We start from the raw sequence: 13,377 nt of genomic DNA, 5'->3' as shown, positions 1-13,377 counted from the left end.
CAAGCCCCGGGCTTTCGGTCGCTGACACAATCGGCCCCATGTCTGCACGCGTGATCCCCCTGCACGACGCCCGCCCGGCGCCGGCCGCGCTGGCGCCCGACCTGGCCGACCCGCCGGCCCTGCCGCTCGCCGATACGCTCGGCCGGCCGTTGCACGACCTGCGCATCTCGGTGACGGACCGCTGCAACTTCCGCTGCGGCTATTGCATGCCCAAGCAGGTGTTCGACAAGCACCACGAGTTCCTGCCCCATGCTGACCTCCTCAGTTTTGAGGAAATCACCCGGCTGGCCCGCGTCTTCGTCGGCCTGGGCGTCGAGAAGCTGCGCATCACGGGCGGCGAGCCCACGCTGCGCCGCGGGCTGGAGACGCTGGTCGAGATGCTGGCCCGGCTGCGCACGCCCGACGGCCGCGCGCCGGACCTGACGCTGACGACCAATGGCTCGACGCTCGTCAAGAAGGCCGCAGGCCTGCGCGCCGCCGGCCTGAAGCGCCTGACGGTCAGCCTTGACGGACTGGACGACGCCATCTTCCAGCGCATGAACGACGTCGGCTTCCCGGTCGCCGACGTGCTGGCCGGCATCACCGCCGCGCAAGCCGCAGGCCTGGGGCCGGTCAAGGTCAACATGGTCGTTCAGCGCGGCGTCAACGACGACCAGATCCTGCCCATGGCCCGCCACTTCCGGCACAGCGGCGTCGTGCTGCGCTTCATCGAGTACATGGACGTCGGCGCGACGAACGGCTGGCGCATGGACCAGGTGCTGCCCAGCAGCGAGGTGCAGCGCCGCATCGCCGCCGAGTTCCCGCTGACGCCGCTGTCGCACAGCGCACCGGGCGAGACGGCCGAGCGCTGGGCCTATGCGGACGGTGGTGGCGAGATCGGCTTCATCTCCTCGGTCACCCAGGCCTTTTGCGGCGACTGCAATCGCGCCCGCCTGTCGACGGAGGGGCGGCTCTACACATGCCTGTTCGCGCACCGCGGGCACGACCTGCGCGCACTGGTGCGCGGCGAGCCTGTCGATGACGCACGGCTCGCGGGCGCCATCGCCGGTGTGTGGACGGGCCGCAGCGACCGCTATTCGCAATTGCGCGGCACGGCCGCGGCCGCAGCTGAACCCCGGGTCGAAATGCACTACATCGGTGGCTGAGCTTCATGCCCTCGTCCTCGCCGGCGGCCGCGGCAGCCGAATGGGAGGCGTGGACAAGGGCTTGCAGCTGCTGGACGGCCGGCCGCTCGTCGCCCACGTCATCGAGCGCCTCGCGCCGCAGGCTGCCGCGGTGCTGATCAGCGCCAACCGCCACCTCGACGCCTATGCCGCCTTCGGCCACCCGGTGCTGCCCGACCCGCCCGGCCTCGAGTTCGCCGGCCCGCTGGCCGGCATGCTGGCCGGCATGCGAGCCCTTCCCGACGACGCCTGGCTGCTGACCGCGCCCTGCGACGGACCTTACCTGCCGGCGGACCTGGCCCGGCGCCTGCTGGCCGCGGCCCGGCCCCACGGCCTCGCCTTCGCCCGGGCGGCGCGCAAACACCCCACCCATGCGCTGCTGCACGCCCGCCTGTGCGAGCCGCTGGCCGCGCATCTGCGCGGCGGCGGCCGAGCCGTGCTGCGCTGGATGACGTCCCGGCCGCACGGCATCGCCGACTTCGATGACGAGGCCGCCTTCGCCAACCTCAACCACCCTGCCGACCTGCATGACTGACCTCCCGATCCGGCCCATGCTGGAGCCCGACCTGCTCGCGTACAAGGCGCTGCGCGATGCGATGCTTGCCGGCCATCCCGAGGCTTTCACGTCGGACGCCGATACCGAGAGCCGGCGCGACCTCGCCAGCTACCGCAACCGCCTGGCGGGCGGCAGCGACGGCGCCACGCTGTTCACGCTGGTGGCGCTGGACGATGGCCGCCTCGTGGGCGCGCTGACCTGCGAGCGCGAGCGGCGCCAGAAGGTGCAGCACATCGCCCATCTGGTGGGCATGATGGTGGCCGACACCCACCGCGGCCGCGGCATAGGCCGGGCCCTGCTCACCACGACCGTGGCCAGGCTCAGGGCCACGCCAGGGCTGGCCCAGGTCACCCTCAGCGTGACGGCCAGCAACCGCGCCGCCATCGGCCTCTACGAAAGCCAGGGCTTCGTGCGCTACGGCCGCCTGCCGGACGCCATACGCCTGCCCGATGGGCGACGCCTGGACAAGGACTTGATGCGGTTAGGGCTGGGCTAGCTCGAACTGCACGACCACCGCGTCCTGCACGGCCAGCAGGCCGCCCAGTACCGTGAAGGGCTGGATGCCGAACTCGCTCTGCCGCACGACGACCTCGCCATGCGCCCGTCCGCCGTCCACCGCGGCGACGAACCATTGCCGCCGCGTGACGCCGTGCAGCGTGACCTCCGCCTCGACGGCACGCCGCCCTCCCTCGCCCAGCTGCTGCAGCGTGCGCACGACGACCTCGGGGTGGGCCGCCGCGTCCAGTGCCTTCAGCAGGTTGGCGCGCGTGCCGGCGCGGGCTGCGTCGTCCACCGCGCTGGCAAACGCCGGCCCAAGACTTCCGCGCAGGGCCGGCGGGTCGATCTCCAGCGCGTCCAGGCGGAAGCGCAGCACCGGGCCCTCGGCCGGCCAGTCCACCCGCAACCCGGCCGCGCGCAGCACATGGTTGTGGCCCAGCCGGGCTGCGGCGCCGGCGCGGAACACGAGGATGCGCAACTCGTCGCCCGCGGCCGGCATGGGCCCGGGCGGCGGGCTTGCACAGCCGGCCAGGACGGCCAGCGTCGCCAGCAGAAGGCGCCGTCGAGATGTCTTGCGTACGCTCAAGTCGGGGGTTTTCCGCGAGGGGGTTATCGACCGGCGCGCATCGCCGCGGCGCCGGGCTGGACTAGCATAGCCATCATCCTCCTCAACGGAGCCCGCCATGGCCAGCCTGTTCCGCCCCGCCCTCGACCTGATGGCGCAATACGCCGCCTACCACCGCGACCGCCGCAACATCGCGACGCATTTCGTTGGCATCCCCCTCATCGTCTTCGCCATCAGCGTGCTGCTCGCGCGCGTCGCGTTCACGCTTGGCGACGCGCCCATGAACGCGGCCATCGTGCTGTGGGCCGTCAGCTCGCTCTGGTACCTCACGCGCGGAAACCTTGCGCTGGGCGCCGCCACCGCCATCGTCAACGGCGTGCTGACAGCGCTGGCCATGACGGCCGCCCAGGGCTCGATGACGAGCTGGCTGGTCATCGGCGTCGGCAGCTTCGCCGTCGGCTGGATCATCCAGTTCGTGGGCCACTACTACGAGGGTCGCAAGCCTGCCTTCGTCGACGACCTCGTGGGCCTGCTCGTGGGTCCGATGTTCGTCGTCGGCGAGGCGATGTTCATGCTCGGCTGGGGCCGCCCGCTGCTGGCCGAGATCGAGAAACGCGTCGGCCCGACGCATCTGCGCGACCTGGCGCACCCTTGAAGCCTTCCGTCCGAGGAATGCCGTGGCCGGTCCCCCGAGGGGGCGGCGATGCTCGTGGCATTCAGCTGCTCGCACATCGGCAGCGCGGGCCGACTTGGAAGCTGCCCCACGCTCGGCCCGCAATCCCTGCAACGCTCTCCGTTGACCCGTTGCGATGACCGGCGTTCTCGTCATGGGTGCCGGCTCCGTCGGCTGCTTCATCGGGGGACTGACCCAGCTGGCCGGCGTGCCGGTGCATTTCGTCGGCCGCCCGCGCGTGCTGGGCGCATTGCGCAAGCAGGGCCTGCGCCTGACCGACCAGGACGGCCTGGACCGTCGCATCCCGGCGTTGGACCTGCGCCTGCACGAGGAGCCGCCGACGAGCCTGAGGCCCGACCTGGTGCTGCTGTGCGTGAAGTCCGGCGCCACCGTCGAGGCGGCCGCGACCCTGGGCCTGACACTGCCGCTGGGCACCCCCGTCGTCAGCCTGCAGAACGGCATCAGCAACGCCTCGGCCGCGCGCGAGGCTGCACCGCAGCTGCACTGGCACGCCGGCATGGTGCCCTTCAACGTCGCCGAGATCTCGCCCGGCCACTACCACCGCGGCACCGGCGGCGCGCTGGCCGCCGAAGGCTCGGCCGAGGACCTGGCGCTGGCCGCCTGGCAGGCCGCGCTGGCCCGCAGCGGCATGGGGCTGCAGCTGCACGCCGACCTGGCGCCGGTGCAATGGGGCAAGCTGCTGCTGAATCTGAACAACCCGGTCAACGCGCTGTCCGGCCTGCCGCTGCGCGACGAGTTGTTGCAGCGCGGCTACCGGCGCGTGCTGGCGGCGCTGCAGCAGGAGGCGCTGGAGCTGCTGGACGCCGCCCACCGCCCCGTCGCCCAGCTGACGCCGCTGCCGCCGCGCCGGCTGCTGATGCTGCTGCGCATGCCGACGCCCCTGTTCCGCCTCGCCGCCGCGCGCATGCTGCGCATCGACGCCAAGGCCCGCTCCAGCATGGCCGACGACCTGGCCCAGGGCCGCATCACCGAGGTGGACGCACTGTGCGGCGAGATCGTTCGCCTGGCCCACGGCCTGGGCCGCGGCGCGCCGCTGAACCAGCGCATGCAGGCCCTGGTGCAGGCCTGGCCCAAGCGCCGCCGTCCCTATTCCCCGGCCGAGCTCCTGAAGGCCATCGGGCTGTCCTGAGGCCCCGCCTCGCCGCCGGCCGGCGCCGCCGATACCGCAAGCAACGCCGAAGATTCCTTCAGCTCCGGCCTGGCTGCGTGAGCCGGGCCGCTTGACGACAATCCCGGGCTGCCCATATTCCACCCGGCCCTCATGCTTGAACTGCTGTCTTCCCCGCAGACCTGGATCGCCCTCGCCACGCTGACCGCGCTGGAGCTGGTACTGGGCATAGACAACATCATCTTCATCAGCATCCTGGTGGACAAGCTGCCCAAGGCCCGCCAGGAGCTGGCCCGCCGGCTGGGCCTGTTCGCGGCCATGTTCATGCGCATCGGCCTGCTGATGATGCTGGCCTGGATCGTCGGCATGGTGGAGCCGCTGTTCCACGTCTTCGGCTACGGCTTCTCCGGCAGGGACCTCATCCTCATCGGCGGCGGCCTGTTCCTGATCTGGAAGAGCACGGTCGAGATCCACGGTTCGCTGGAGGGCGAGGACGAGGTCAGCAACGCCAGCAGCAAGGCCAAGGCGGCGTTCGCCTCGGTGATCCTGCAGATCATGCTGATCGACCTGGTGTTCTCGCTGGACTCCATCATCACCGCCGTCGGCATGGTGGACGACGTGCGCATCATGATCACCGCCGTGATCTGCTCGGTCGGCCTGATGATGTTGTTCGCCGGCCCCATCGGCCGCTTCGTGTCCAACAACCCGACGATCAAGATGCTGGCACTGAGCTTCCTCGTCGTCGTCGGCGTGGTGCTGATGGCCGAGGGCTTCGGCCACCATGTGCCCAAGGGCTACATCTACTTCGCGATGGCCTTCTCTCTGAGCGTCGAGATGATGAACATCAAGATGCGCAAGAACGCCGTCACCAAGGTCAGGCTGCGCCAGCAGATCCCGGGCGGCGACGACTGACATGCACACTCGGGGCGTGCACCTGACGCCCTTCATCGCCGTCGACGGCATCTCCTTCGGCATCTCGCCCGCGGAACTCATCGCGCGCCTGGGACCGCCCGAACGCGTCGAGCGCAGCAAGGTCGCGCTGACCGCCCACGACTACGGCCACAGCATCTACCGCTTCCAGGACGGTGGCCGGCTCGAGGAGGTCACCCGGCGCGCGCCGGTGCTGCACCTGGGCGCCCTGGCCATCCCCTTCTCCGCGCTGGCCGGCTTCGTCGAGGCGCAGGACGACGACTTCTTCGAGCGCGCGGGCTTTGTCGTCAGCCCCCGCTTCGGTTTTGCCTTCGTGCCGGACGAGCCCGACTGGGTCACGGCGCTGGCCAGGCATTGCGTTCCCACCTGGCGAGCCTTGTGACCCGCAACTGCGGGTTCAGGAGGCCCAGAAGCGCAGGTCGCTCCGGGGCGCGGCCCTCAGCCGCCCGCGCCAATGCGCCCTCAGCCGCCGCAACGCCAGCGTGAAGGACTCCACCTCGTCGCAGAGCGCCGCCACGTCCGACATCAGGCCCTGCATGCACACCAGCAAGCTGCGCCCCACCTGCGGGACTGCTGCAGGCTCTCACCGGCTCCGCGGCTCTGCCGCATCCCGGTTTCAGCCGGGCCGGGCGAATGCCATAGGGACCCGAGCAGCCGCATGCGCGGTGGCCGCGACGCGCAGCTCTGCGCGGGCCTGCGCAAGCTAGAGCCGATTCAGCAGCCGCTCGCCCGCGCGGATCTCGTCCTGCACGCCCCCGGCATCAACGGCCGCTTCCGCCCCCCGGGATTCCCAACTGGCGGGGACGGACAGGTGCAAATTCCCGTCCGTGGTGAATACCGGCACAGCGCAGGCGAAGCCTAAACTCGGCCGCGAGCGCCGCTGGCGCGCGAGGGGAGAACACCGACATGCGCACATCCATCGGCTCCGGCAAGGCTTGCGCCTGCGCCGTGATTCTTGCGCTGGCCGCATCAACGGCGCAGGCCTGGGAACCTGCGCAGGACATGGCCGCCCAGCAGGTGCTGCGGGACGCCCGCCAGGACGCATCCGCGGGCCGGCTGGCCGAAGCGGCGGAAAAACATCTCTGGTTCCACCAGCATGTGCTGGAACGTGAGCCATCGATGGAAGGTGTGCGGCTCTCGTTCGCCATGCACGACTGGGTGGCACTGGCGCGCCGCTACCCTCCCGCGATGGCGCAGTTGATCGCCGTGCGCGACAGCACGGTGACACGGATCGACGCCGGTGGCATGGCCGGCAAGCAGGCGCTGAACGAGGTGATCAGCATCAACAACTACATGCACGCGCCGGAGTCCACGCGCGATGCGTTCAACCGCCTGCTGCAACGCGACCCCGTGGTCGCGGAGCGATCAACACCGGATGTCCTGCCCGCACTGATCGAGCTGAACGACATCGAGCTCGCCAGCAAGCACCTGCGCGTGGACGAGGAGCTGAACCGCGTTGAGCGCTTCTATGGGCATATCAAGGCGCTCAAGTCGTCGCTGCCCGCCGACCAGGTCGAGGACATGAAGCGCTGGCAGCAGCGTCATGTGGACATTCAGCTGGCGCGCGTCGCCTACGTGCTCTGCAAGGATCGCCGCGAGGCCGACGCCGAAAGAGTCGTCGCGCGCGGACGAGCCCTGCTCGATCCGGACGCATCCGTCCACCACATGACCGAAGCGCTGCGCTGCATCGCGCCACCGAACGATGGCGAGGGCTGAGCCCGCGCCCGCTCGCCGAGTGTCAGAAGTTGAAGGCCACGCCGGCGCCCAGCATGCGCACGGCGACGTCCTGCCTGGCACCGTCCGGGGCGTCGCGCAGGTCGGCGCGCGTCCAGTCGGCGTTCAGGCTGGCGCTCCAGTGGCGCGCAAACTGCCAGGACGCCCCCAAACCCGCGGAGGGCTTGAACGAGCGCGTCGTGATGGTGCCGGGGTTCTTCGAGAGCAGCCCCACGGCGGGCTGCAGCTTCAGTTCGCTGGAGGAGCCACCCGCCCGCAGCACCGCGCTGATGCTGGGGGACAGCGGCATCGAGTACGCCACGCCGATGCCTAAGCCCGCAAACTCCGCCGAATAGTTGCGGGCGAGCAGACCCCGGTCCGCGTCGATAGTGGCGTAGCTCACCTCGAACGCCCAGGAGGCGTTGAACCGGTGGCCGACGCGCAGTACGCGATTCGCATCGACCGGGCTGCAAGCCGTGTTGACGGGGCAGTTCAGGCCAACCTTGCCGGTGCCGAGCTACACGCCGATGTAGGTGGACTCGGCGAGGTTGGGCACCTGCGCCCAGGCTGCCGCGGGCAGGCCAAGCGCCAGCCCGGCGATGAGGGTACGGAAGGATGTCATGTCACTCTTTGTGGCAATCGACGTGATGGCGCGTCCGCCCCCTGACGGGGCGGAACGAAACGCGACATGCCAACTGCGAAACTTCGTGCAATCGTCGCGCGGCGCCGGACCGCAGCCCGATCAGTGGTCGTGATTGCAGCCGGGGCCGTGGACATGGCCGGCGTCGTGCACCTTGACCGGAATGGCCAGCGGCTTGCGGGCCGGCACATGTTCATGGGCATGGCCATGATGATGGTGCCCATGCCCGGCGCCCTCGCCATGCGCGCCGCTCTCGGGCTCGAACGCCGCCTGTGCTTCGGTGACGATGAGGTGCTGACGGCGCAGCATGTCGGCCAGCGCGGCGTCGGGCCCGAGCTGCAGCAACTCGGGCTGCAGCTCCAGCGGCACATGACGGCCGCCAAGGTGGTAGGCGGCGCGCAGCAGGTCCAAGGGGCTGCCATGCTCGGCGCAGAAGCGCACCTGCAGCACCGGCTGGGCCGCGGCGACGACGCGCAGCAGCGTGCCATCCTCGGCCACCAGCACGTCGCCACCGCGCAACGCGGTGTCGTGGGGCAGCACGACGCCGATCTCGCGGCCCATGGAGTCGGTGGCCGAGAAGCGGCTCTTGCTGCGGGCGTCCCAGTCGAGTTCGAGCGTGGGGGCTCGCTTGACGAGCACGGCGGCGAGGCCGGCGCCGCCGGCAATGCGTTTGGTGGCGTGGATCATGGGCTCAAGTATCGGCGCTGCCCCGATGGCGACAGCGCGCCAGGGGATTGGCGGGCATCATGCGGTCTCCGCCGCGCAGACCCAGCCGCCATGCAACTCGAAACGCTCACCGTCTCCGTCCAGGACCGCATCGCCACCGTCCGCCTCAACCGCCCGGACAAGGCCAACGCGATGAACGCCACGATGTGGCTGGACATCCGCCGCGCCTTCGACTGGGTGGACGCCCAGCCGGAGGCCCGCGTGGCCGTGCTGGAGGGCGAGGGTCGGCATTTCACGGCGGGCATCGATCTCGCCCTGATGATGGGCCTGGCACCGCAGATCCAGGACCCCTGCGACGGCCGCACCCGCGAGAACCTGCGCCGCGTCATCCTGGACATGCAGGACACGCTCACCAGCCTGGAGCGCTGCCGCAAGCCCGTGCTGGCCGCCATCCACGGTGCCTGCGTGGGCGGCGGCATTGACCTGATCTGCTGCGCCGACATGCGCTACTGCAGCGCCGACGCCTACTTCTCCATCAAGGAGATCGACATCGGCATGGTGGCCGACGTCGGCACGCTGCAGCGCCTGCCCAAGATCATCGGCTCGCAAGGCCTGGTGCGCGAGCTGGCCTACACGGGGCGGCGCATGGACGCGGCCGAGGCGCGCGAGATCGGCCTCGTCAACCGCGTCTTCGACGGCCAAGAGGCGCTGCAGGCCGGCGTGCGCGAGATCGCCGCCAGCATCGCGACCAAGTCGCCGCTGTCCATCCGCGGCACCAAGGGCATGCTGAACTACGCGCGCGACCATTCGGTGGCCGACGGCCTGAATCACGTCGCGACGTGGAATGCGGCGATGCTGATGAGCGAGGACCTGACCCGGGCCATGATGGCCGGCAAGGGCACGGTGCCCGCGTTCCGCGATTGAGCGCAGTCCGCATGCGGCCCTGGACTCCGGCACCCGGACCGCTGGGCTAAACTGCAGCATCGTCATTGGGGAGTAGCCGCCCTGCGCCATGCAGGGGCCCGCGTCAACACACTTGGCCTCACGGCCATGGCGCGCGCAGCTTCAACGCCTGGCAAGACCTTTGACCTCGCAGCCTCCGGATTGGGCCGGGGATGCTGTGCGGTCATTGGTTTTTCACCGGCCCGTTGGACTCTCGCATGGAAGCCTTCCTCGTCTCTACTGGTGTCGTCGCCCTCGGTGAAATGGGCGACAAGACCCAACTGCTGGCCATCGTGCTCGCGGCTGCCTTCCGCAGGCCCTGGCCCATCATCGCCGGCATCTTCGTCGCCACGCTGGTCAACCATGCCGCCGCCGGCGCCGTGGGCGGCTGGGTCGCCCACGCCATGGGGCCTGACCTGCTGCGCTGGGTCATCGGCCTGTCCTTCCTCGGCATGGCCGGCTGGATGCTCATCCCCGACAAGCTCGACGAGGACGACACCCGCCTGTCGCAACGCTTCGGCGTCTTCGGCACCACCATCGTGGCCTTCTTCCTCGCTGAGATGGGCGACAAGACGCAGATCGCCACGGTGGCCCTGGCCGCGCGCTACACGGACCTGGTGCAGGTCGTGCTGGGTACCACTCTGGGCATGATGCTCGCCAACGTCCCCGCGGTCTTCCTGGGCGATCGCATCGCCAAGCGAGTGTCGATGCGCATGGTGCACGGCGTGGCAGCGGCCATCTTCGCGGTGCTTGGCATCCTGACGCTGTTCAACGTGGGCCACCTGTTCTGACAGGCCTGACGGTGCACCGCCTTAGCATTCGCCCATGCTGAGCACGCCACAAACCCTCGCCTTCCTCGCCACCGCACTGGTGCTGACCGCCACGCCGGGACCGGACAACCTGATGGTGCTGAGCATGGGCATGTCGCGCGGGCGGCGCGCAGGCATGGCCTTCGGGCTCGGCTGCGCCTTGGGTTGCCTCAGCCACACGCTGCTGGCCGTGGTGGGCATCAGCGCGCTGGTGGCGGCATCACCGCTGGCCTTCGGGTTGCTCAAGAGCCTGGGCGGAGCCTATCTGGTATGGATGGGCGTGCAGGCCTGGCGGCATGCGGGCCGGGTCCCGGTGGGGGGCGCGACGGGCGACGGCGCTTCGCTGCGCCAGCTGTTCGTCAAGGGCCTGGTGGCCAACGCCATCAACCCCAAGGTCGTGCTGTTCTTCCTGGCCTTCCTGCCGCAGTTCGTCGTCGCCGCCCAGGGCCCGGTGGCGGTACAGCTGGGGCTGCTGGGCCTGCTGTTCACGGCGCAGGCGGCGCTGCTGTTCGGGCTGCTGGGGCATTTCTCCGGCGGCGTGGGCGCCTGTCTGAACCGCCGCCCCGCCATCGGCCCCTGGCTGGACCGGCTGGCCGGCACGGTGTTCATCGGCCTGGGCCTGCGCCTGCTGGTCTCGCGATGAACTGAAGCCGCCCGGGCGGTCTCGGCCCGGGCCGCGCGCCGGTGCAAACTTCCTACACAGGCGGCGGGTTTCGCTATCGTTGCGCCCACTTCGACGTTGGAGGAACGATGCGCCATCTTGCGCTCGCTGCGCTGCTGGGCCTGGCATTGAGCAACGCCTCGCATGCGGCGGACTGGCCAACCTTCATGGGCGACACCGCCCGCAGCGGTGCCATGGCCGTTGCCGGCCATGCGCCCGGCGGCTTCCAACTGGCCTGGGAGCACGAGCTGCATGCCCCCGTGACGGCCTCGCCCGTAGCCGCCGGCGGCCTGCTGTTCGTCGCGGCCGAGGACGGCAACCTGCACGCCATCGACCTCGCCACGCGCCAGTTGCGCTGGCTCTTCCATGCGGACGCCGGCATCGCATCCACGCCCACCGTGGCCGACGGCCTCGTCTACTTCCTTTCCCGCGATGGCCAACTGCATGCGCTGGACGCCGCAAGCGGCGCGCCGCGCTGGAGCTTCAAGACCGGCGGCGAGGCACGCTTTGCCGCCCATGGCATGTTCGGACTGCCGCGCGATGGCCACAGGCGCACCGACCCCTGGGACTTCTACCTGTCCTCGCCGCTGGTGGCCGACGGCAAGGTCGTGTTCGGCAGCAGCGACGAGCATGTCTACGCGCTGGACGCCAAGACCGGTGCCATGGCCTGGGCCTACAAGACCGGCGGCATGGTGCACGCCGCGCCCGCACGTGCTGGCTCGCGCGTCATCGTCGGCGCCTGGGACAGCGCGGTCTACGCGCTGGACCTCGCGACCGGCACCCTGGCTTGGCGCTACCAGACCGGCGCCGACCAAAAGCACAGCATCATGCTGGGCATACAGGCCGCGGCCAGCGTGGACGGCGACATGGTCTACGCCGGCTCGCGCGACGGCTTCCTCTACGCGCTCGACACCGCGACCGGCCAGCTGCGCTGGCGCCACGACGCCAAGGGCTCCTGGGTGCCCGGCACCTCTGCCGTCAGCGCTGGCCAGGTCTTCGTCCCCACGTCCGACGCCGGCGTGCTGGCCGTGCTCGACAAGCGCAGCGGCCGCAAGCTCTACGATTTCCCCACCAAGGTCTGGACCTTCGCGTCGCCCATCCTGCTCGGCGACAGCGTCGTCGTCGCCACCGTGGATGGACAACTCCACCAGCTCGACGCGGCCAGCGGCAAGCCGCTGTGGCGCTTCATGACGCCCGAACGCCTGGCCAACACGCGCGGCATCCTCGACGCCGAGGGCAAGTTCGACCAGCAGCGCCTGTACGGCACGCGGCCGGACGAGATGGTGTCGGCGATCGAGCATGTCAAGCGCCTGGGAGCCTTCATCGCATCGCCGGTGTGGGTGGAAGGGCAGCTGATCGTGGTGGACGCGCTCGGCAGAGTCCGGGCGTTCCGGCCAACGGCCAAGTCCTGAGGCACGTCGCTTGGACGCCCGCACTTCCGCCTTCTACGACACCTACGCCACCCGGTTGGCCGCGACCGAGGCCGGCCGCAGCGCCATGCTCTCCACCCTGCAGGCCACGCTGGCAACGGGCACCTGGGTGCTGGACGTCGGCGCCGGCTCGGGGCGCGACATGGCGGCCCTGCTTGAACTCGGCTTCGAGGCCCTGGGAGTGGAGCCCAACGCCGCCATGCGGGAGACCGCCCTGCGCCTGCGGCCGGACCTGGCCGGCCGGCTGGCCGACGCCAGCCTGCCGGATCTGGGGCGCCCTTTCTCCGCGCGCCGCCCGCACGGCTTCGACGCCGTCGTGTGCAGCGCCGTGCTGATGCATGTCGAGCCCGCGGGGCTGGCGCGCGCGCTGGCATCGCTGGCGCGGCAGCTGCGCCCTCCGGTCGATGGCGAATCGGCGCAGCGGCGCCCCGCCCTGCTGATCTCGCTGCCCGAGATGCTCGCCGAGCGCCTGAGCGGCGACCGGGACGGCGATGGCCGGCGCTTTCACAACCATGAGCCGGCGGCCGTGCAGGCGCTGCTGGCCGATTCGATGCTGGAACTGGAGAGCGCGAGCACCAGCGACGTGGTGCTGGCCGGCACCGGCACGCGCTGGCACACGCTGGTTTTCAGGCGGCGCCTCGGCCAGGGCTGACGGCCCGCGCCTACTCGATCAAGTCCATGGCCCAGCCGAACGACGGGTCGCCCACGTCGTGTGCGCGACGCTGAAGTCCTTGCGCTCTATCATCAAGCCCTCGTAGGCCCGGCCCTTGTAGCGGGCATCGTAGGCAATCACGTCGAGCACGTTGCCAGACGCGCCGGCGCTGCTCAGGATGAGGCACACCGGCAGGCGGTGGCTGGCCGCGAAGCGGAACAGCCTCGTCCTTGATGCTCCTGGCCGTCATGGCCCAGAAGGAGCCATCGAACAGCAGGTAGTTCGTGAAGAACGGCGCCGCCACGCCCTCGGTGCTCAGCATAGGTGATGCCGGTGATGCGGGACGCGAT

The 13,377-nt window shown here is 70.3% G+C and carries 17 protein-coding genes and 1 riboswitch; of the genes, 13 read left to right on the top strand and 4 right to left on the bottom strand.

Features of this window, described 5'->3' with window-relative positions; all coding sequences use genetic code 11:
* Positions 1-38 precede the first annotated feature (38 nt).
* From moaA to JOY88_RS22945, 3 genes are read left to right on the top strand one after another with little or no spacing between them, the layout of a single operon-like run.
* Positions 39-1,145 carry a GTP 3',8-cyclase MoaA gene (gene moaA / locus JOY88_RS22955; protein ID WP_293505069.1) on the top strand — a complete coding sequence of 369 codons (1,107 nt, stop codon included), beginning with the start codon at positions 39-41 and terminating at the stop codon, positions 1,143-1,145.
* The gene (mobA, locus tag JOY88_RS22950) at positions 1,048-1,698 is read left to right on the top strand and encodes a molybdenum cofactor guanylyltransferase MobA (protein WP_524539252.1); all 651 of its coding nucleotides are present in this window, start codon (positions 1,048-1,050) and stop codon (positions 1,696-1,698) included. The genes moaA and mobA overlap by 98 nt, the downstream gene beginning before the upstream one ends.
* On the top strand, positions 1,691-2,215 hold the full coding sequence (locus JOY88_RS22945) for a GNAT family N-acetyltransferase (RefSeq protein WP_293505065.1): 525 nt from the start codon (positions 1,691-1,693) through the stop codon (positions 2,213-2,215). Before mobA ends, JOY88_RS22945 begins: the two co-directional genes overlap by 8 nt.
* On the opposite strand, the gene JOY88_RS22940 is transcribed toward JOY88_RS22945, so the two are convergent.
* Positions 2,201-2,803 (bottom strand): YceI family protein, encoded by a 603-nt coding sequence (locus JOY88_RS22940; protein ID WP_293505063.1) that lies wholly within the window; start codon positions 2,801-2,803, stop codon positions 2,201-2,203. The two genes, JOY88_RS22945 and JOY88_RS22940, sit on opposite strands and share 15 nt — an antisense overlap.
* Positions 2,804-2,900: 97 nt before the next feature.
* On the opposite strand from JOY88_RS22940, the gene JOY88_RS22935 reads away from it, so the two are divergent.
* From JOY88_RS22935 to JOY88_RS22920, 4 genes are all read left to right on the top strand, one after another.
* The gene (locus JOY88_RS22935; RefSeq protein WP_293505061.1) at positions 2,901-3,437 is read left to right on the top strand and encodes an Mpo1 family 2-hydroxy fatty acid dioxygenase; all 537 of its coding nucleotides are present in this window, start codon (positions 2,901-2,903) and stop codon (positions 3,435-3,437) included.
* A gap of 154 nt (positions 3,438-3,591) precedes the next feature.
* Positions 3,592-4,605 (top strand): 2-dehydropantoate 2-reductase, encoded by a 1,014-nt coding sequence (locus tag JOY88_RS22930; protein ID WP_293505059.1) that lies wholly within the window; start codon positions 3,592-3,594, stop codon positions 4,603-4,605.
* Positions 4,606-4,737: 132 nt separating this feature from the next.
* Positions 4,738-5,496 (top strand): TerC family protein, encoded by a 759-nt coding sequence (locus JOY88_RS22925; RefSeq protein ID WP_293505057.1) that lies wholly within the window; start codon positions 4,738-4,740, stop codon positions 5,494-5,496.
* A 16-nt stretch (positions 5,497-5,512) separates the two neighbouring features.
* Positions 5,513-5,896: a hypothetical protein gene (locus JOY88_RS22920; RefSeq protein WP_293505055.1), complete on the top strand. Its 384-nt coding sequence runs from the start codon at positions 5,513-5,515 to the stop codon at positions 5,894-5,896.
* A 15-nt stretch (positions 5,897-5,911) separates the two neighbouring features.
* On the opposite strand, the gene JOY88_RS22915 is transcribed toward JOY88_RS22920, so the two are convergent.
* Positions 5,912-6,076, bottom strand: coding sequence for a hypothetical protein (locus tag JOY88_RS22915; RefSeq protein WP_293505053.1), 165 nt, complete (start codon positions 6,074-6,076; stop codon positions 5,912-5,914).
* A gap of 344 nt (positions 6,077-6,420) precedes the next feature.
* On the opposite strand from JOY88_RS22915, the gene JOY88_RS22910 reads away from it, so the two are divergent.
* Positions 6,421-7,230, top strand: a complete 810-nt coding sequence (locus JOY88_RS22910) for a hypothetical protein (RefSeq protein WP_293505051.1) — start codon at positions 6,421-6,423, stop codon at positions 7,228-7,230.
* Between the two features lie 22 nt (positions 7,231-7,252).
* On the opposite strand, the gene JOY88_RS22905 is transcribed toward JOY88_RS22910, so the two are convergent.
* Both JOY88_RS22905 and JOY88_RS22900 read right to left on the bottom strand, forming a co-directional pair.
* Entirely contained in the window at positions 7,253-7,672 is a 420-nt protein-coding gene (locus JOY88_RS22905; protein WP_293505102.1) for an outer membrane beta-barrel protein, read from the bottom strand.
* Positions 7,673-7,969: 297 nt separating this feature from the next.
* A complete protein-coding gene (locus JOY88_RS22900) occupies positions 7,970-8,554 on the bottom strand; it encodes an urease accessory protein UreE (protein WP_293505049.1) in 585 nt (194 codons plus the stop codon).
* Positions 8,555-8,644: 90 nt separating this feature from the next.
* Here JOY88_RS22900 and JOY88_RS22895 point away from each other — a divergent pair, with 90 nt between their 5' ends.
* The 5 genes from JOY88_RS22895 to JOY88_RS22875 all read left to right on the top strand — a co-directional run bounded on the left by JOY88_RS22895 (position 8,645) and on the right by JOY88_RS22875 (position 13,027).
* Positions 8,645-9,457 (top strand): crotonase/enoyl-CoA hydratase family protein, encoded by an 813-nt coding sequence (locus JOY88_RS22895; protein ID WP_293505047.1) that lies wholly within the window; start codon positions 8,645-8,647, stop codon positions 9,455-9,457.
* Between the two features lie 55 nt (positions 9,458-9,512).
* Positions 9,513-9,687: riboswitch (yybP-ykoY riboswitch) on the top strand.
* Between the two features lie 6 nt (positions 9,688-9,693).
* The gene (locus tag JOY88_RS22890) at positions 9,694-10,266 is read left to right on the top strand and encodes a TMEM165/GDT1 family protein (RefSeq protein ID WP_293505045.1); all 573 of its coding nucleotides are present in this window, start codon (positions 9,694-9,696) and stop codon (positions 10,264-10,266) included.
* Between the two features lie 34 nt (positions 10,267-10,300).
* Positions 10,301-10,927, top strand: a complete 627-nt coding sequence (locus JOY88_RS22885; protein WP_293505043.1) for a LysE family translocator — start codon at positions 10,301-10,303, stop codon at positions 10,925-10,927.
* Positions 10,928-11,034: 107 nt separating this feature from the next.
* Positions 11,035-12,357: a BamB-related PQQ repeat family beta-propellar protein gene (locus tag JOY88_RS22880; protein ID WP_293505041.1), complete on the top strand. Its 1,323-nt coding sequence runs from the start codon at positions 11,035-11,037 to the stop codon at positions 12,355-12,357.
* Positions 12,358-12,367: 10 nt separating this feature from the next.
* On the top strand, positions 12,368-13,027 hold the full coding sequence (locus JOY88_RS22875) for a class I SAM-dependent methyltransferase (protein ID WP_293505039.1): 660 nt from the start codon (positions 12,368-12,370) through the stop codon (positions 13,025-13,027).
* Positions 13,028-13,377: the final 350 nt, after the last annotated feature.

The organism is Roseateles sp., from assembly GCF_019237615.1.
GTDB lineage: Bacteria > Pseudomonadota > Gammaproteobacteria > Burkholderiales > Burkholderiaceae_C > Pelomonas.
Note: the sequence above shows the minus strand (reverse complement) of the source record. Positions and strands in the feature narration are given on the sequence as shown.